The 16,675-nt window shown below is 61.8% G+C and carries 19 protein-coding genes; 11 read left to right on the top strand and 8 right to left on the bottom strand.

The window, feature by feature from the left end; all coding sequences use genetic code 11:
• Positions 1-31 precede the first annotated feature (31 nt).
• From WDJ60_RS00270 to yqeB, 4 genes are read left to right on the top strand one after another with little or no spacing between them, the layout of a single operon-like run.
• On the top strand, positions 32-403 hold the full coding sequence (locus WDJ60_RS00270) for a DsrE/DsrF/TusD sulfur relay family protein (protein ID WP_340097716.1): 372 nt from the start codon (positions 32-34) through the stop codon (positions 401-403).
• Positions 400-753, top strand: a complete 354-nt coding sequence (locus tag WDJ60_RS00265) for a DsrE family protein (protein WP_340097715.1) — start codon at positions 400-402, stop codon at positions 751-753. The genes WDJ60_RS00270 and WDJ60_RS00265 overlap by 4 nt, the downstream gene beginning before the upstream one ends.
• Before the next feature lie 2 nt (positions 754-755).
• On the top strand, positions 756-1,001 hold the full coding sequence (locus tag WDJ60_RS00260) for a hypothetical protein (protein WP_340097714.1): 246 nt from the start codon (positions 756-758) through the stop codon (positions 999-1,001).
• Entirely contained in the window at positions 998-2,617 is a 1,620-nt protein-coding gene (gene yqeB, locus WDJ60_RS00255; protein ID WP_340097713.1) for a selenium-dependent molybdenum cofactor biosynthesis protein YqeB, read from the top strand. The genes WDJ60_RS00260 and yqeB overlap by 4 nt, the downstream gene beginning before the upstream one ends.
• A 4-nt stretch (positions 2,618-2,621) precedes the next feature.
• Here the strand turns inward: yqeB and selD are convergent, their stop codons facing one another.
• Both selD and WDJ60_RS00245 read right to left on the bottom strand, forming a co-directional pair.
• Complete coding sequence (selD, locus tag WDJ60_RS00250) at positions 2,622-3,644, bottom strand: selenide, water dikinase SelD (protein WP_340097712.1); 1,023 nt, start codon at positions 3,642-3,644, stop codon at positions 2,622-2,624.
• A gap of 3 nt (positions 3,645-3,647) precedes the next feature.
• The gene (locus WDJ60_RS00245; RefSeq protein WP_340097711.1) at positions 3,648-3,899 is read right to left on the bottom strand and encodes a sulfurtransferase TusA family protein; all 252 of its coding nucleotides are present in this window, start codon (positions 3,897-3,899) and stop codon (positions 3,648-3,650) included.
• 54 nt (positions 3,900-3,953) lie between these two features.
• On the opposite strand from WDJ60_RS00245, the gene yqeC reads away from it, so the two are divergent.
• The 4 genes from yqeC to WDJ60_RS00225 all read left to right on the top strand — a co-directional run bounded on the left by yqeC (position 3,954) and on the right by WDJ60_RS00225 (position 7,050).
• The gene (gene yqeC, locus WDJ60_RS00240; RefSeq protein WP_340097710.1) at positions 3,954-4,706 is read left to right on the top strand and encodes a selenium cofactor biosynthesis protein YqeC; all 753 of its coding nucleotides are present in this window, start codon (positions 3,954-3,956) and stop codon (positions 4,704-4,706) included.
• A 100-nt stretch (positions 4,707-4,806) separates the two neighbouring features.
• Positions 4,807-5,445 (top strand): nucleotidyltransferase family protein, encoded by a 639-nt coding sequence (locus tag WDJ60_RS00235; protein WP_340097709.1) that lies wholly within the window; start codon positions 4,807-4,809, stop codon positions 5,443-5,445.
• A 44-nt stretch (positions 5,446-5,489) separates the two neighbouring features.
• A complete protein-coding gene (locus WDJ60_RS00230) occupies positions 5,490-6,683 on the top strand; it encodes an MFS transporter (RefSeq protein ID WP_340097708.1) in 1,194 nt (397 codons plus the stop codon).
• A 181-nt stretch (positions 6,684-6,864) separates the two neighbouring features.
• Entirely contained in the window at positions 6,865-7,050 is a 186-nt protein-coding gene (locus WDJ60_RS00225; protein ID WP_340097707.1) for a 30S ribosomal protein S17e, read from the top strand.
• Here the strand turns inward: WDJ60_RS00225 and WDJ60_RS00220 are convergent, their stop codons facing one another.
• The 4 genes from WDJ60_RS00220 to WDJ60_RS00205 form a co-directional block, all read right to left on the bottom strand.
• Positions 7,051-8,844: an archaea-specific SMC-related protein gene (locus WDJ60_RS00220; protein WP_340097706.1), complete on the bottom strand. Its 1,794-nt coding sequence runs from the start codon at positions 8,842-8,844 to the stop codon at positions 7,051-7,053.
• Positions 8,841-9,479: a rod-determining factor RdfA gene (rdfA, locus tag WDJ60_RS00215; protein ID WP_340097705.1), complete on the bottom strand. Its 639-nt coding sequence runs from the start codon at positions 9,477-9,479 to the stop codon at positions 8,841-8,843. Before rdfA ends, WDJ60_RS00220 begins: the two co-directional genes overlap by 4 nt.
• Before the next feature lie 408 nt (positions 9,480-9,887).
• Entirely contained in the window at positions 9,888-10,097 is a 210-nt protein-coding gene (locus WDJ60_RS00210) for a 30S ribosomal protein S17e (RefSeq protein WP_340097704.1), read from the bottom strand.
• A gap of 217 nt (positions 10,098-10,314) precedes the next feature.
• Entirely contained in the window at positions 10,315-10,914 is a 600-nt protein-coding gene (locus WDJ60_RS00205; RefSeq protein WP_340097703.1) for a DUF5789 family protein, read from the bottom strand.
• A 246-nt stretch (positions 10,915-11,160) separates the two neighbouring features.
• Here WDJ60_RS00205 and WDJ60_RS00200 point away from each other — a divergent pair, with 246 nt between their 5' ends.
• Together WDJ60_RS00200 and WDJ60_RS00195 are read left to right on the top strand one after the other, a co-directional pair.
• A complete protein-coding gene (locus tag WDJ60_RS00200) occupies positions 11,161-11,589 on the top strand; it encodes a CopG family ribbon-helix-helix protein (protein ID WP_340097702.1) in 429 nt (142 codons plus the stop codon).
• 362 nt (positions 11,590-11,951) lie between these two features.
• Entirely contained in the window at positions 11,952-12,956 is a 1,005-nt protein-coding gene (locus tag WDJ60_RS00195) for a lipid II:glycine glycyltransferase FemX (protein ID WP_340097701.1), read from the top strand.
• Positions 12,957-12,967: 11 nt separating this feature from the next.
• On the opposite strand, the gene WDJ60_RS00190 is transcribed toward WDJ60_RS00195, so the two are convergent.
• Together WDJ60_RS00190 and WDJ60_RS00185 are read right to left on the bottom strand one after the other, a co-directional pair.
• Positions 12,968-13,894 carry a glycosyltransferase gene (locus WDJ60_RS00190; protein ID WP_340097700.1) on the bottom strand — a complete coding sequence of 309 codons (927 nt, stop codon included), beginning with the start codon at positions 13,892-13,894 and terminating at the stop codon, positions 12,968-12,970.
• Complete coding sequence (locus tag WDJ60_RS00185; protein WP_340097699.1) at positions 13,891-14,895, bottom strand: GNAT family N-acetyltransferase; 1,005 nt, start codon at positions 14,893-14,895, stop codon at positions 13,891-13,893. The genes WDJ60_RS00190 and WDJ60_RS00185 overlap by 4 nt, the downstream gene beginning before the upstream one ends.
• Before the next feature lie 138 nt (positions 14,896-15,033).
• On the opposite strand from WDJ60_RS00185, the gene WDJ60_RS00180 reads away from it, so the two are divergent.
• Positions 15,034-16,653, top strand: coding sequence for an alkaline phosphatase family protein (locus WDJ60_RS00180; protein ID WP_340097698.1), 1,620 nt, complete (start codon positions 15,034-15,036; stop codon positions 16,651-16,653).
• The last annotated feature ends 22 nt before the right edge of the window (positions 16,654-16,675 follow it).

The following is a 16,675-nucleotide window of genomic DNA, read 5'->3' as shown; positions in this document are numbered from 1 at the left end:
ATTATTATCTCGCAGGCAGAATTAGGCGTAGATGGCGCACATCGGTTTCCTGCTCACAGGCGGCCCTTTCGACAGCCAGCGGTGGCGGACGGCCTACGAACTCGGGCGCTCGGCACTCGACGCGGACCACGAGGTGACCTACTTCGCCTACCTCGACGGGGCGCTCGTCCCGGTCGCAGACCAGGAGTTGCCGAACTGTTCGGATACCGGTCTGTACGACGCGATGCCAACGGTAAAGTTTCAGGAACTCGTCGCCGACGGCGCGTCGGTCATCTGCTGTGGACTCTGCGTCAACGCCCGCGGCATCGACGCCGAAACCGACTATCCCGACGGTGTCGAGGTCGGACTGCTGCCCGACCTCGCGGACCTGCTCGGCGAGGCAGACCGGGTGATCTCCCTGTGAAACAAGACGTCAGTGTCCTCCTGACGCGAGCACCGTACGGCCGGGTGCACGTCCCCGAAGGATTGCGCGCGGCCCGCGGCGTCGCGGCGGGGTTCGACCGTCACGACGTGACGGTCGTCTTTACGCAGGACGGCGTCTACGCCGCCCGCGAATCTGTCGACCGAGCCGCGCTGAACATGCCCGGTCACATCGACGATCTCCTGCGAGAGGGCGGCGAGATGGTCGTCGACGCCGCTGCGATGGCCGAGCGCGGCGTACAAGAAGAGTCGATTGCCGAGGATATCACGGTCCGCTCGGGCGAGACCGTCGCAGCGATCATTCGAGACGCCGACTACACGCTGGATTTCTAACAATGCTCTATCTCGTCGACAAACCCATGGCCGACATCGCCTTCCGAACCGCCGCCGGAGACGAGGACGCATGTCTCGTCTTGCTCCAGGACGGTGTGTTGCTCGACCCGGACCTCGACGTTCCCACCTACGCCGTGGCAAAAGACGTGGACGTGCGAGGCATCGAGTTGCCACCGGATATCGAACGAATCTCTTACGACGCCGTCGTGGAGATGGTCGTCGAACAGGAGGTGAACAGTTTCGTATGACCGTCTTCGGGGAGTTAACCGACCTAATCGACCAGGGCGAACCGGCAGCGATGCTGACCGTTGTCGGGAAAGAGGGAAGTGCGCCACGCGATGTGGGGACACGGATGCTCGTCACCGCCGACGAGGAGTACGGCACGATCGGCGGTGGGACCGTCGAAGGGCTGGCAATCGAAGCCGCCCGTGCTGTCCTCGCTGGCGACGCAGGGCCAGGTGTGCGAACGTACGAACTCGAGAAGGGCGGCAACACTGGGATGGTCTGTGGCGGACAGGTGGACGTGTTCGTGGACCGCATCGGCGGGAGGTCTCGGCTGCTCATCGGTGGCGGCGGTCACATCGGCGCGGAACTCGCCGCGCTCGCCGTCGAACTGGGCGAATCTGTGACCGTTGTCGACGACCGGGAGGAGTACGCTGACGCCGACCGGTTCCCCGGCGGAGTGGAGGTACTGCACGACGATTACGGCGACGCGCTCAGAGACCTGCCGATGGGTCCGGAGACCGCCGTCGTCTCGGCGACCCGGAGTAACACCTTCGACCAGGACGTAATCGCCGCCGCACTCGACGGCGGAGCCGGCTACGTCGGTGCCGTCGCCAGCGACACGAAAGCAGAGCACATCACCGATTCGCTGGTCGAAGATGGATACAGCAGGCGGGAACTGGCCGACGTGCGCACACCGGTCGGTCTGGAACTCGGCGGCGGCAGTCCGTCGGACATCGCACTCGCGATTCTGGCCGAGAGAAGCGCCGACCGACACGGCACGTCGGGCGAGCGCGCGAGCCAGCTCGCGCTCGACGACCTCGCGGTCGTCCGGGGTGGCGGTGACCTCGGAAGCGGTGTCGCCTACCGCCTCCACCAGGCCGGCTATCCGGTCGTCGTGACCGACGTTGCCGAACCGACGGTCGTCAGACGCGCCGTCGCGTTCGGGACCGCGATGTACGAGGGAGAGATCACCGTCGAGGGTGCCGTCGGCCGCCGGGCGAACGGTATCGACGAAGCGGTCGAGATTCTCGCCGACGGTGATATCCCGGTCATCGCAGACCCGGAGGCGACAATCGCCGAGGAACTCGGTGCCGCTGTCCTCGTCGATGCGATCATGGCCAAGGGCAAGCGCGATACGGGAACGCGCCGCGACGACGCCGAAACGGTCGTCGGACTGGGACCAGGGTTCGAAGCGATGGCCGACGCTGACCGCGGGAAAGTGATCGACGGCGACGCCATCCCCGTCGACGCGGTGGTCGAGACCGACCGCGGCCACCAGCTCGGGCGCGTCTTCTACGAGGGAACGGCCAGCGACTACGACGGCATCCCCGGCGAGCGCGAGGGGTTCACGACCGAGCGCGTCCTCCGTGCCCCAGCGGACGGGACGTGGGAGACTGCCGTCGACATCGGAGAGACTGTCTCGGCGGACGGCGTCGTGGGCTACATCGACAGTTCCCCCGTCGAAACGCAGATTGGCGGACTCGTCCGCGGGCTGATTCACGACGACCTGACCGTCTCCGAGGGGACAAAACTCGGCGACGTCGACCCCCGCGGTGAGGCAGTCGACTACGAGAAAATCTCCGACAAGGCGCTCTGCCTCGGCGGCGGTGTGCTCGAAGCCGTTCTGCGACTCGAGTGAGCCGCTACCGACGGATTTCTTCCCGCGTCGGGTCGTCGAGCGTGACACCAGTCCCGTCCGTAACGCGGCCGACGTTGCGGTGGAAAACACCAGCGTCGGCCAGCGCGTTCTGTAGGTCGGTCTCGTGGTCGGACGGCACGGAGAGGAGGAGCCCGCCGCTAGTTTCTGCGCTCTCGCCACTGGCCAGCCCGTAACCAAAGAGCGAGGAGAGCGCTGGCGTGCCGTCGATGACGGGGAGATGAGTCAGTGCCACGCCGACGCCGGCGTTTTCGGCGAGGACGGACGACTGTCCTGCGAGACCGAAGCCGGTCACGTCCGTCGCCGCGGAGGCGTACTCGCGAGCAGCGACGGCGGCCGTCCGGTTCGGCGTCGTCATCCACGCCAGCGCGTCCTCGGCGATAGCTTCGACGGGACGGGGTGCAGTCTCGCGCACCGTCGCCGCGAACTCGCCGTCTTTGACTCGCAGCGCGCCCATTGCCGGCTGCGTCCCGAGGGGTTTGGTCAGGTAGAGCCGGTCGCCGGGCGCAGCCGCTCTGGTCGTCAGCAGGTCGTCGGGATGGGCCGTCGCGGTGACGGCGCCGCCGGCGATGGGCCAGGGATTGAGCGTGGTGTGGCCGCCCGCGACAGCGCCGTCCATCGTCTCGAGAGCGTCGACGATGCCCGCGAGTACGTCGACAGCAACGTCGGTGAGGTCCCGGGGCAGAGCCATGACGACGAGACAGCTCACGTCGTCGACGGCTCCAGAAGCGAAGGCGTCGCTAGCGGCGTTACAGGCCGCGACCCGACCGAAGTCGTACGGATCGTCGACGATTGGCGTGAAGAAATCGACCGTCTGGACGAGCGCCAGATCGTCGCGGAGTTGCCTGGCGGCGGCGTCCTCACCGACGCCGAACAGAAGCTCTGGCTGGTCTGCCACCAACCCCGCGTCGGTCAGGATATCGTCGAGTTCGCCCTGTCCGACCTTGCACGAACAGCCGTGGAGTTCGACGCGCTCGGTGAGTGCTGGCCCGTCCTCGTTGTCACCCATCGGTCACTCCTCCGCCAGCGCGGCGTCCTCGGTGACCGTGATGCGCAACTCGAACCGGTCGCCGTCGTCGTTATCTTCGCTCCCACCCTCGACCGCAAAACCGTGATTCGCACAGGTGCGCCGGAGGTTCTGCTCGGCCGGCGGATAGTCGCCCTGTACGACGAGCGTGTCGCCGGTATCGAGAGCAGAGAGGCGGCGACGAACGATGAGCGCCGGCCGGGGACACACCTCTCCCGTCACGTCGACGTGTTCCATGTGCGTTGCGTACACCGTGCGAAAGTATAACAGTGTCGTCCGTCTGGTTCGGATATGGACCTCGCAGGAACACTCAAGCTGGGCGACCACGAACTCGTCTCCTTCGTCGGGGCCGGTGGCAAGAAGACGGCGATGGTCCGTCTGGCTGACGCGGCGACCGTCCGCGGACTACCAGTGGGCTACACGACGACGACGCACATGCCGCCACCCGACTATCCGCTCGTCGTCGCCGACGACAGTGGGTTGTGGGACGAACTCGCGGGGACGGACTCGCCGGTCGCGTTCGCTCGCGAGCGCGTCGAAAATCCCGAGCGAGCCGTGCAGAAAGTACGGGGACACGACCCAGCGATCATAGACGCCCTGTTCGACCGTGGGCCGATGGACTGGGTGCTCGTCAAAGCCGACGGCGCACGCCGACGGGAGTTCAAAGCACCCAACCCTGACGAACCGGTCGTTCCCGAGACCAGCACGCACGTCGTTCCGGTCGCCTCAGTCAGCGCAGTCGGCGAACCGCTCGACGAAGCTACGGTCCACCGCCCGGACCGTATCGGGGCGCTCACCGGCCTCGACAGGGGCGAAGAAATCACGCCAGTCGCAGTCGGGACTGTCCTCGCACACGACGACGGCGGGTGCAAGGACCTGCCGGCCGACGCAACCGTCACGCCGCTGATCAACAAAGCCGACACGCCGGCACAACAGGAGACAGCGCGTGCGGTGCTCGATGCGGCACTTTCGCGGACGGACCGGTTCACTCGTGGCCTCGTCTGTTCGTTCGAGACGGGCGCACTCGGCGCAGTCGAGCGGTAGCGGCGCGCGGTTGAGCGCTCCGCGTGGGCAGATTCGTCGGCGCGGCGTCCGATCCAGCGTCCGAAGATACAGGAGGTATCGCGCTGTATCAGACAGTAGAATGACCGGAGACACGACGCGACCGCGAAGCGAGTCACCGCGCACAGACGGCGGTCCGCGAATCGGCGCAGTCCTGCTGGCTGCCGGCCAGAGCACTCGTTTCGAGAGCGGGAACAAGCTGCTAGCCCCGGTCGACGGCACGCCAATCGTTCGCCACGCTGCGGAGACGCTGCTCGACGCTGCTGTCGCAGATGTCGTCGGTATCGTCGGCCAGGACGACGAGGCAGTCCGCAAGGCACTTTCCGGGCTTCCCGTCTCGTTCCGGGCCAACCCAGACTACGCGGAGGGACAGAGTACGTCCGTTCGCGTCGGTGTCGAAACAGCCCGCCACCGCGACTGGGACGCTACCGTCTTCGCGCTGGGGGACATGCCGTTCGTCGCCCCGTCGAGTGTCGACGCTCTGCTCGACAGATACGCCGACGGAGACGTGTCGATTGTCGCTGCCGCATACGACGGGAAGCGAGGGAATCCGGTTCTCTTCGATTCGATACACTACGAAACGCTCGCGGACGTGAGCGGCGACGTGGGGGGACGACACCTCATCGAGACGCGGGAAGATACTGCGCTGGTCGAGACGGACGACCCGGGAGTTGTCCGGGATATCGACGACGAGGCAGACCTGTCGAAATACACCGACTGAGCCCAATCGGCCCATTTAACACAGCTGCCCGAAAAATCCAGACAATGGCGGTCCCATGGCGCTCGTCGGAGTTCCACGTCATCCTCTCCAGTACGCTCATGGGAATCATGGGCGTCGCTCTTCTCGGCCCGGTGCTCCCGACGTTAAAGGACGTGTTTGCCGTCTCCGACGCGCGGGTCGGCCTCGTGCTCACTGCCTACACGCTTCCCGGTATCGTCCTGGCTCCGTTCGTCGGTCTCGTCGCGGATAGAATCGGCCGCAAGCGCGTTCTCGTCCCGTTGCTGGTCCTGTACGGCGTCGCAGGTGCGGGGAGTGCAACTGTCGAGACGTTCGACCAGTTGCTCTTCTTTCGGCTCCTCCAGGGCGTCGGCGCGAGCAGTCTCATCACGCTCGCGGTGACGCTCATCGGGGACTACTACGATGGAATCCGACGGGACGAAATCGTGAGCATGAACAGCAGTGCCATCGGCATCGGCGCGGCCATCTTCCCGACGCTCGGAGGAACGCTCGTCGTCGTCCACTGGACGGCGCCGTTCGTCTTCTTCGGCGTGGCGATTCTCGTTGCGCTCCTCGCTGTGGTCTCACTCGAAGAGCCGTCGACCGACCGGGCGATGGCCCTGCCGACGTATCTCAAACAGCTCGGTTCCGTCGTCCGCAACCGGAAAGTGCTCGGGATGTACGGGGCCGCGCTCGCGACGTACGTGCTGTTTTACGGTGGGGTTCTCACCGCGATTCCGCTCGTCCTCGACGACACGTACGGACTGTCCGCCCCACGCATCGGCGTGTTGCTCGCGGTCGCGTCCGTGGCGAGTGCAGCGGTGGCCTCACAGAACTCGCGGCTCGGCACCCGGTTTTCGGTCACGACGCTTCTCGGCACCGGATTTCTCGCCTTCGGTGTCGCGTTCCTGGGTATCTGGCAGACAGATTCGGTGCCAGTCGTGGGGTCGATGCTGTTTCTCTTTGGTGGCGGACTCGGGTTGATGACGCCGTCTATCGACCGAACACTCGTCGGTGCCGTGTCCAGCGCACAGCGAGCCAGTGTCATGGGGATGACCTCGAGTATGATCTGGCTCGGCCAGACAATCGGCCCCGCACTCTTTCCGCTACTCGCGACCGACGTATTCGGGCAGGCAGGAGGGTACAGCTTCCTCTTTTTGGTGTTTGGGTCCGCGACGGTCCTCGGCGGAGTGGTGACTATTACGGCAGCCCACACGAATCTGTTTTACAGTAACAACTGAAACGATTTACACAACAACCGCACCACAATCGTGCGGTTGTATGTGTAATGGCTTTCAGTGGCTACTATAGTTCACACAATCTGTCCGAGGCGGTCTGACGAGCCTGGAAACCACAACCAGCCATGTAATACATCCACATCCAAATCTTTTTTGCGAATACATGACAACGCTCGACTATCATATGACAGTCGACCCAGAAGACGTAATCACGATCGGGAACCGACTGCTGGACCACCACGCAGGGACCTTCAGCGACGAGTTCGACCGCAATCAGAAAGTAGTCCGAGACCTCACAGACGTGCAATCGATCCACCTTCGCAACCGGATTGCCGGCTACATTACTCGCCAACAACAGCAGTCGTCGTAATCAGTCCGGTGTGGTCCGAACACCAGTTGCGACTTCCCAGTCGCCCGGGTCGATTTCGGTCCCCTCGAACGAGGAGTACTCCGGATAGATCGTAAAGACCAGATACTCCGTCCGGCCCTGAAGATACTCGACCAGCGTACGGAGATTGTCGTCGGCGAGCCCACCGACGCCGTCGACGAGTAACACGGGCACAATTTCGCTTACGTCGAAGGATTCGTACCCGGCCAGTGCCGCGACGAAGCCGAGAAGTTCCAGTTCTCCCTCACTCAGCGCGTCGAGGCTGGCTTCCTGTCCGTCGCGCGCGACGATGAGCTCGAAGTTCGACGTGAGACGAGCGGTCTCGAAGCCGGTATCGAACCGGTCGAGAATGTCCTGCATCGCGCGGTCGAACGCGTCTCGCGCCTCGTATTTGATGTCGTCTTTGCGACCGCGGAGTTCTTCGATTTCTGTCGACAGTGTCTCTTTTTCAGCCTCGAGGGTTTCCAGCCGATCGGCGCGCGTCTGCAGCGACTCCAGTTCCCCCCGAGCATCTTTGAGTTCCGCCTCGCGGTACTTGATATCGCTCTCGATGTCAGTTATTTCCTCGACAGTTTCGTCGACCGCTGCGGAGAGTTCCTCGATGCGTTCGGCGGCGGCCTCACGCCGCTCTCTCGCGTCCTCGATGCTCGCCTGCTGGTCGGCGAGACGGTCTTCGAGTTCCGCGATTTCGGATTCGAGATCCCGCTTGTGACGACTCGCCTGATTCGCATCTTCGCGACGGGCTTCCAACCGCTCGACTTCCGACCGCAAACGGTCGGTTTGCGTCCGGAGCGTTGCGAGTTTCTCTCCCAGTTCGTCGAGTTGCGTCTCTATCGCGTCGGGCGAGGTTTCCTGGCCACAGGTCCAGCAGAGCACTGTATCGCCCGTCAGTTCGCGTTCGACTTCCGTGAGGAGGTCGAAGCGATTCTCGGAGAGGACCATTTCGGTGGCCGAGTACACCGACTGGAGGACGTTCTTGTCGCGCTTGACGGACTGGAGGTCGTCCCGTGCAGTCGCCAGTTCCGCCTCGATGTCCTGCGTATCGACGACTTCGATGTCGTCGAGTTTCGAGCGTTTCTCGTCGAGACGAGATTCGGTTCGGTCGATACTGCGCTCGAGGCGATCGATCTGGCTCTGGGCCTGTTCGTGCTCCGACTGGGCCTGTGCGAGCGCACTCTGTGTGGACTGCTCGTCTCCCGCTGTCGCGGTCTCGTCGTCGGTGAGCGTTTCGTACTGCTCACGGAGTTCCTCGAGTTCGGATTCGAGTTCTGTCACCCGTTCTTGCGCCGACGGGAGTCGCTTCTTTGCTTCTCTGGCCTGGGCGAGTTCCGTTTCGACCTGCTCGCGTTCACGACGCAGCGACGCAATCTGCTCGTCGATATTCTGAAAGTCGAGCGGTCGCATGAGGACGTCTTCGAGAGACTCACCCTCCCGGACGGCGCGGCGGATCTCGTTCGTCTCGTCGAGACACGCAAAGAGGTCTGCCCGGACGATATCGTACTCCTCCGTGAGGTACGGCTGGCCGCGCTGCTGGACGGTTGACCCGTCTCTGACGAGGTCCACCGAAAGCGTTCGGTCTGGCGTCTGAAGAGAGACTCCCCCACGGTCGGCACCCTCAGTGAGGGCAGTCGAAACCCCCAGCGCGGTCTTGATAGCCTGTATGAAACTCGATTTCCCCTGCCAGTTCGACGCGCGAACCGCGTTGAGCCCGGGTTCGAGAGTCGCGTTTCCGTCGAGAATCCCGCCGATGTTCTCGATATCGATCGTCCAGGTCATGCGTGTGCCTCGAGCTCCGCGTGTGTCTCACAGACGTATCCTCGCTCGAGTGCAACGTCGAGTGGGACCCGGGTCGGGCAGTGGTCGCACTGGAGTTGAATCTGGACAGCAACCGTCGATTCTTCGACCCCGGCGAGTTTCCCTTTCGTAGCGAGCGACGAGAGAGCGCTCTCGACTTTGTCCGTCGCGAACGACTGTGCCATCGCCACGGTCTCGCGTTCCCAGTCGCTCGAGCTGGTCGGTCGCTCTTTCGTGCCACCCAGACACTCCTGGAGGTGCGTTCGCATCGTTCCCCACGAGACCATGTCGTCGCGAACTGCTTCGCCGTCGATGCCGTCGGCTTCGAGGTCGGCGATGGCGTCCTCGCGGACGAGGTCGTCGTCACTGGTGAGCGCCTCGTAATCGTGGCTGATTCGGTCTCCGAGGGTCTCTCGGCCGTGGCGGTCGAACACCCGTCTGAGCAATCGCTTGTTGAACCACTCCGTGAGCGTTCGATAACCCATCGCATCGCGACCATCTGTGCCAGTCCACCGCCTGAGAAGTCCCTCGTCGAGCGACTCGTACCGGGGGTCAGCAGTATCGAGGTCGTACCGCCGGATCACCTCGTCTACTTTACACGCTGAATCGCCAGTCATTACCTCGTGTTCGGCCGACCAGAAGAATAAGCGTACCGGTGAGTGTACGCTTCGTCTGTGCACGGTAGCGAGCCACGGCACAGAAGAACACAGGAGCTGGGACCCACTGATCCCAATCGATATATACAGCCTTAGTGTGTTAAATACAGAGCCAGTGCCACCAGAAGATTAAATATAAAAATTTAAACTATTATATACTTCCTATACTTCTCGATTATCAGATTTTATATAGTTTTCTATTATTTAATATATTGGCAGTTTATCGTTACAAATCGAACTATAGTTTCTGTATTTATAGGTTTTTTCTCGTTTCAAATATTATTTTCTTTTTCCGTATCCACACCAAGATATATAATATAGAATATAGGATAGTTGAAATACCTGGTATATTATTTTTTAAGTTCGGATTTATTTTCTGCTCTCGTGGGTCGAAGATCCGGTATCGGGGTAGTTGCGAGTGATGTAGCCAGCAATGCGATTTTGAACGCGCCTGGACCGGATATCAGTCACTCGTTCAACCTGTCGCCTGTTCTCGGTGAAACGAGCCGTGAACGTCCCCGGGTACCGACCGAGTAATTCGTTGCCGAGACTGATTATGTTGTTCGGATCTACAGACATAACAAACACACAGGTTCAAAAGATAATAGTTCTTTTTCTGGATATTTGATAGAGAATAGAGGGCGTGAATTGATCTCATCCGCCAGAATTGTGTGCATTCGTTTTATTCGTCGTAGTAGTGAACTGGCGGTGTGTCACGCCGGCAGTACTCTCTTGCGACGAGTTTCTCGTTGCCGCTGTCAGACGCCTCTGCCAGTCCGTGGCTGGTCGGTGAGAGCTACACGCCGAGCCATTCGTCGTTCCGAACCTGATAGCCGTTCGCCCGACAGAACTTCGCCGCTTCCCGACGAACTGCCCGAGAGTTGGGGAGCGTCTCGTCGTCAGTTATCTGGTCGACGATCCAGTCGGTGAGTACCTGAATCCCTTCGTCGTCGTCGTCCGCATCGATTGCTTTGAGTTCTCTGAGTGTCTTTTCATACGCTTCCCACTGTGACTCACCGAGTCGCTCGGTGTTGTGGGACGCGTTGGCTTCGACAATCCGTTTCATCGCCGCCGCAATCGACGGGCGCTGTACTCGCACTCGGACGGCGGACGGCGTCGCGAACTGCTGGGTGGCCGTCTCCGGAACGAGTTCGGTAACGCGATAGGGCCCGTCAGCCGATTCGATCTCCCGATCACCAACTGCTGCGACAACTTCGTCCCCCGTCACCGGGAACTCCAGCGATTCGAGTTCCCCCTCGAACTCGTCGAGTTCATCCTCCTCGACTGGCGGTTCCACCTCATCCTGGCGCTCCAGTTCCGCGACGATATCGCGCTCACGCTGCCGGTTGTCGGCGTCCTGTGCCTGTTTCTCTCGGCCTCGTTTGTCGTCTGCCATACAGGAAGTAAGTTATCTACTAACATAACCCTGCGGCCGGCACAGCAGCCCGTGAGGAAAATTGAGCAGAAGAACTGGTCAACCCACAGAACCGAAAGGGAATCCGGTTACTGCTACCGCCCACTGTGAACACCTTGGAACAAAGAGAGGTGATAAGTGATTCACCGATGCGATTCACAATCTACGCGAGAGAAGGGAGGTCAGATGGTAAAAATTATTATTTTGTCCCGGCTTAGTTAATATACAATGAGCGTCGTCAGTGTCTCGATGCCCGAGGAGTTGCTCGAACGAATCGACCAGTTTGCAGACGACCACGGCTACACTGGCCGGAGTGAAGTCATCCGCGAAGCGAGTCGAAATCTGCTCGGAGAGTTCGAGGACAAAAAACTCGAAGGACGCGACCTGATGGGGGTCGTCACAGTGCTGTTCGACTACGAGACGACGAGTGTCGAAGAGAAGATGATGCACCTTCGCCACGAACACGAGGGGATCGTCGCCTCGAATTTCCACAGTCACGTCGGCGGCCACCACTGTATGGAACTGTTCGTTCTCGAGGGGTCACTCGAAGACATCTCGACGTTCGTCGGGAAGATTCGAGCCACGAAGGATACGCTCACCATCGACTACTCTGTCCTCCCCGTCGACGATTTCGGCCCGCTCGCAGATATGAATTAACGGCGCCGATAGGAGCGACTGTGTGCGCCTCCACAACCACATGACATAGCGGCCATACTGGCGTACTACCATCGAATAACCAAAGTGGAAAGTTACCCTCGATTCGCAGCGTCGAGACACATCAGTCGTAGCCACTCTAGACGCGCAAAAGCTGCATTTATCTCAGACACAGGCGCCGCATAATTATATCGTGTCGAGGGACATCGACAGTCAATGAAACAGGATACCGGACAGACCACGACAGTGGTCGCCGGATGTCGGTCCCGTCGGCCAAGCACCATCGGGTTGAGCCAGTCTGTCCATTCAAATGCTGACCGACGAGCAACGAATAGGCAGATAGCAGACAGCGGTGACACAGACCGATGAGTGTGGAAGTTCGACGTGCCACCGGGCGCGACAGGGAGCGGTGGGACGGCCTCGTCGAGCGCTCTCCACACGGGACGCCGTTTCATCTGCAGGCGTTCGCTGAAGTGGTCGTAGAGCACACAGATACGACGTATATCCCGCTGATTGGATACAAAGGTCAGGAGCCAGTTGGACTCTTTCCGGCGTTTCACACCACACACGGCCCCGTCAGAACCGTGTTCTCACCGGTACCGGGTTTCAACATCACTTATCAAGGACCGGCGATGGTCAACATCGCGAAGCTGAAACAGCGCAAGAAGGACCGACGACACCGACAGTTCGTCGAGGGATGTCTCGACCACCTCAACGCGACGGTCGACCCGAGATACGTTCACATCCGGACCGGCTCGACGTATCTCGACACCCGACCGTTCGTCCACAACGAGTACGATGCTTCGGTGGGGCATACGTACGTCGTCGATATCTCCCCCGACGAGGAGTCGCTATTAAATCAGTTCAGTCGCGACGCGCGGCAGAACGTCACCGACGAGTACGACAGCGTCGAAATCGAAGAAGGCGGAACGACTGCAGTTCGGACGATTCACGACCAGGTGCGCAAGCGACACGAGCAACAGGACGAAGCGTTCGACGTCCCGCTCGGATTCGTGGTCGACCTCTTCGAGCGAATGCCAGCGGGAACAGTCAGACCGTACGTGTGTCGCATCGATGGCGACATCGCCGGTGGAATCATCGCACTCGAACTCGACGAGACGGTCTACCGCTGGATTGGCGGGTCGAAACACGGTGCCGACGTGCCAGTCAACGATCTTCTCGACTGGGCGATTATCCGTGACGCGAAAGCACGAGGAGTCACTCGCTACGACCTGGTCGGCGCGTCCGAGCCGAACATCGCGAAGTACAAAGCGAAGTTCGCACCGACGCTCGAACTGTACCAGCAACTCGAGGGCGGGACGGCGTTGCTCAAGACGGCGGCAAATCTCTACAAACGCGTGAAAAAATAACGCAGTGGCGGCTACCCGGCGAGCACCGACTCGTAAACGTCGACCAGTTGATCGCCCATCCGTTCGAGACTGTATTCCCGAGCGCGCGAGCGGCCGTCCGAGCGGTCGCCACTCTGCAGCACGTCCACGAGCGCGTCTGTCAGGTCCGCGTCAGCGTCACAGACGTGTGAGCGGCTTACGCCGCGCAGTTGCTCGCCTACGTCGCCCACGTCCGTCGCGACGACCGGCAGATTACACGCCATCGCCTCCTTGGTGGCGTTGGGTGAGCCCTCCCACTTCGAGGTGAGCAACAGCGAGTCGGCGGCGTTCATGTACCGGGCCATCCGCCGGTGGGGTTCGCCTTTGACAACCTGCAGTTCGACGGGTGAATCGAGCCGCTCCGCAGCTGCCTCGACGATGCGCTGTGCTCGCGGATAGTCCTTGACTGCAGTCGTCGTACTGTATGGGAAGAGGACGTGTTTCCGGTCGGGGTCCCAGCCGAGGTCAGCCTGTGCCTCTCGTTGCGGTTCGGGAGCAAACAGGTCGATGTCGACGCCGTGCGGAATGACGTGACAGTCCTGGTCGAGTTCGTCGGCCATTGCTTCGGACATGACGACGACTGCGTCGCTGAGCCTGGCACAGACCTTGCTGAGGTGGCCGTAGCGTCCGTAGAGATCCGTCCCCCACAGCGAGAGGACGACGGGACGGGATAGCTGCGAGAGCGCAGCCGGACCAGTCAGCCCGTAGTTGGCGTGGACGATGTCGTAGTCCCCGACGCTGGCCCAGACCGACGGAACGAACCGGATATAGTCGAACACCGACCGGGTGTCGGTCGAGTCAGTCCCGTGGTCGCCGGGGACTGGGAGCGTTCGGTACGTGACGTTTCGCTGTGACAGCTCGGCCACCTGCTGGCGGTAAAAGCGGGCGTCAGCGTTTGCGACGGCGTTCAGCACTCTCATTGATTCACTAGCTGATACGCGCGCTTTGCCACGTCCATACTCGCGCTCTCGGTCTCGACGAGGTAGTACGGTACCAGGTCGGCGCCGAACTTGCTCTTGTATCGACAGAGCCGCTCGGTGTTGGCTCCCATCAGGTCGTACTGGCCGACAGAGTCGACTGGGTCGCCGGCCGCGATGTCCTCGATGATGTGCCAGTGGACGAGGCTGTTGACGCTCGTCCCTTCGTAGGTTCCCCGGGTACCACCCTGCCAGAAGTACGCCATGTCGTTGGAGTAGAGGACGGTTACCCCGCTGATGTACTCCCCGTCCGGCCCGCGGACGACGTAGGCCCGGCAGCGCTCGTCGAGCGTCTCCGCGAGATCGCGGACGTAGTCCCACGAGCGGGTGTAGGACTCGTCCTGTTCGGCAAAGCGAGATGCCGTGTCGTCGTGGATTTCCCGAACCCCCTCCATCCCCTCCAGTTCGACGGAAACGTCGAGGTCCGCTGCGTCGCGAATCTCGCGGCGGAGACTACTGCTGAACTCGCTTCGTATCGAGTCGAGGTCCGTCCCGTCGATGTCCAGGCAGTACGTAAACAGTGTCTCCGTTCGCAGGTCGAGCCAGGCGTACGGTCGCGGGTCGGTGTAGGACGCGTTACACACCAGTCGAAGCAGGGTGAGCGAGGAGTCGACAGAGAAATGCTCTGCGACCGCTTCCGTGAACGTCTGATTGAGTTTCTCGCGTTTTCGCTTCTTCGGGCTGTTGGGCATCAGCACGGGGCCGAGTCGTGGGACACCGAGCGATGGCGGCGGTGACTGGACGACAGTACCGACCGGCGGCCGCGTGACGAACACCGGAAGGAGCGCCACCGGCTGATCGCCCTTGTAGCCCGCGTAGAGTTCCAGGTCGGCGTCCGTGTGGTCGGCGAGCACCCGCAACGCCCCCGGGAGGTGAAACACCTCGAACCCACTGTCGGGGAGCGCACGCTCCCACGCCTCGAAGTCGATTTGTTCGACTCTCATCTACCCGTGGTACCGCCAACTTCGATATTTGTTATGGCCTGCATAACGGCTGCAGGCGTCCGGATGAGGAAACCGACCGCGAGTAGCCGACTGTTAAATCCCACCATAACAAAGCCCGGACTGCCCCACACCGACGGCATGAGTGATGAATCCGGCCCAAGCGTGCTGGTACTCGGACTCGATGCAGCCTGTCGACGGGTCCTCGACCCACTCCTCGAGGACGGTCTCGTGCCGCATCTCGCTGACCTCCTCGACAGCGGCGTCTCCGGGCCGCTCTCGTCGCAGCTTCCCCCCTGGACACCGAGTGCATGGCCCTCGCTGTTCACCGGCGTCAACCCCGGAAAACACGGCGTTTACGGCTTTCTCTCCTTCGACGGCTACGACTGGCGCGTCGTCAACTACGCCGACGTGCGGACCCACTCACTGTGGGAACTACTCGACTACCACGACAGGACGAGCGTTGTGGTGAACGTCCCGGTCACACACCCACCACGCCCGATAGATGGGGCAGTAATTCCGGGCTACACCGCGCCGGAAGACCCCGACTGTCACCCATCCGGGATACTCGATGCAGTCCGGACCGAAATCGGGGAGTATCGAGTGTACGCTCCGAAAACGGAGGAGCGTTCGGCCCAGATCGAGGGGTATCGGTCGCTCGTCCGGATGCGCGGCGAGGCGTTTCGCTATCTCTGTGACCGGTTCGAGCCCGACTTCGGGTTCGTCCAGTTCCAGCAGACCGACACCGTCTTTCACGAACGGCCAGAGGACGACGGGGCTATCGAGGCAGTCTATCGGGCAGTCGACCGGGAGATCGGAGAGATACTCGAAGCAGTCGACCCCGACCTCGTCGCCGTCGTCAGCGACCACGGCATGGGACCGATGGGTGGACACGAATTTCGCGTCAACGACTTTCTCCGCGACCACGGCTATCTCAACGCCAGTCGCGGCGGGGAGATGCCGTCGTGGTCGACAGTGGCAGCCACGCAACTCCGGGACGGAAGCGAAGGGGAGTCCCCGGACCACTCACTGGCCGAACGGCTGTTCGCTCAGCTCTCGCGTGCCGGCATCACGAGCCAGCGACTCGACCGCATCCTCTCGACGCTCGGTCTCCGCGACGTTGCGTTGCGACTCGCTCCGACACGAATCGTCCAGGCGGCCGCCGAACAGCCGGATTTTCAGGATTCAGAGGCGTACATGCGCGACCGCATCGAGTGTGGGATCCGCCTCAACCTGTCGGGGCGTGAACCCGACGGGACCGTCCCCGCCGAGGAGTACGAACAGGTCAGAAGCAAACTGATGGAGCTCCTGCGTGGCGTCGAGACGCCGACAGGTCGGCCGGTCTTCGAACGCGTCCTCCGGCGAGAAGACGTGTATCACGGTCCGTACGTCGAGGAGGCACCCGACATCGTCGTCGTTCCCACCGCCTTCGACGAGTTCCTCTCGACGTCGCTCCGCGGGGAGGCGTTCGGCCCGGTCCCGGAGTCGTACAATCACAAGTTCGAGGGGCTGGTGGCGATGACAGGGCCGGCCGTCGAGACTGGTTGTGAGCTCGGCAGTGCCACGCTTCTCGACATCGCGCCGACGCTGCTCTCGGCACTGGACGTGCCGCTGAGCGATCGGTTCGACGGGACGACGCTCCCGGTGGTTCCGGCGGCGGCGGAGACCACGTATCCGGAGTACACCGAAAACGAGACCGAGGGAACAACGGCGGGCGAGAGCGTCGAGCAGCGGCTAGCTGACCTTGGGTACATCGAATGAGCATCCAGACGGTCGAACCCGT

It is taken from the genome of Salinibaculum salinum (genome assembly GCF_037645885.1).
Classification (GTDB): domain Archaea; phylum Halobacteriota; class Halobacteria; order Halobacteriales; family Haloarculaceae; genus Salinibaculum; species Salinibaculum salinum.
This window is presented reverse-complemented; position numbering and strand designations above follow the sequence as displayed.

Excerpts from the sequence above, each read along its gene's own strand:
- WDJ60_RS00270 (WP_340097716.1), top strand. The coding sequence starts at position 32 with ATGGCGCACATCGGTTTCCTGCTCACAGGCGGCCCTTTCGACAGCCAG.
- WDJ60_RS00260 (WP_340097714.1), top strand. The coding sequence starts at position 756 with ATGCTCTATCTCGTCGACAAACCCATGGCCGACATCGCCTTCCGAACC.
- yqeB (WP_340097713.1), top strand. The coding sequence starts at position 998 with ATGACCGTCTTCGGGGAGTTAACCGACCTAATCGACCAGGGCGAACCG.
- selD (WP_340097712.1), bottom strand. The coding sequence starts at position 3,644 with ATGGGTGACAACGAGGACGGGCCAGCACTCACCGAGCGCGTCGAACTC.
- WDJ60_RS00245 (WP_340097711.1), bottom strand. The coding sequence starts at position 3,899 with ATGGAACACGTCGACGTGACGGGAGAGGTGTGTCCCCGGCCGGCGCTC.
- yqeC (WP_340097710.1), top strand. The coding sequence starts at position 3,954 with ATGGACCTCGCAGGAACACTCAAGCTGGGCGACCACGAACTCGTCTCC.
- WDJ60_RS00235 (WP_340097709.1), top strand. The coding sequence starts at position 4,807 with ATGACCGGAGACACGACGCGACCGCGAAGCGAGTCACCGCGCACAGAC.
- WDJ60_RS00230 (WP_340097708.1), top strand. The coding sequence starts at position 5,490 with ATGGCGGTCCCATGGCGCTCGTCGGAGTTCCACGTCATCCTCTCCAGT.
- WDJ60_RS00225 (WP_340097707.1), top strand. The coding sequence starts at position 6,865 with ATGACAGTCGACCCAGAAGACGTAATCACGATCGGGAACCGACTGCTG.
- WDJ60_RS00220 (WP_340097706.1), bottom strand. The coding sequence starts at position 8,844 with ATGACCTGGACGATCGATATCGAGAACATCGGCGGGATTCTCGACGGA.
- rdfA (WP_340097705.1), bottom strand. The coding sequence starts at position 9,479 with ATGACTGGCGATTCAGCGTGTAAAGTAGACGAGGTGATCCGGCGGTAC.
- WDJ60_RS00210 (WP_340097704.1), bottom strand. The coding sequence starts at position 10,097 with ATGTCTGTAGATCCGAACAACATAATCAGTCTCGGCAACGAATTACTC.
- WDJ60_RS00205 (WP_340097703.1), bottom strand. The coding sequence starts at position 10,914 with ATGGCAGACGACAAACGAGGCCGAGAGAAACAGGCACAGGACGCCGAC.
- WDJ60_RS00200 (WP_340097702.1), top strand. The coding sequence starts at position 11,161 with ATGAGCGTCGTCAGTGTCTCGATGCCCGAGGAGTTGCTCGAACGAATC.
- WDJ60_RS00195 (WP_340097701.1), top strand. The coding sequence starts at position 11,952 with ATGAGTGTGGAAGTTCGACGTGCCACCGGGCGCGACAGGGAGCGGTGG.
- WDJ60_RS00190 (WP_340097700.1), bottom strand. The coding sequence starts at position 13,894 with ATGAGAGTGCTGAACGCCGTCGCAAACGCTGACGCCCGCTTTTACCGC.
- WDJ60_RS00185 (WP_340097699.1), bottom strand. The coding sequence starts at position 14,895 with ATGAGAGTCGAACAAATCGACTTCGAGGCGTGGGAGCGTGCGCTCCCC.
- WDJ60_RS00180 (WP_340097698.1), top strand. The coding sequence starts at position 15,034 with ATGAGTGATGAATCCGGCCCAAGCGTGCTGGTACTCGGACTCGATGCA.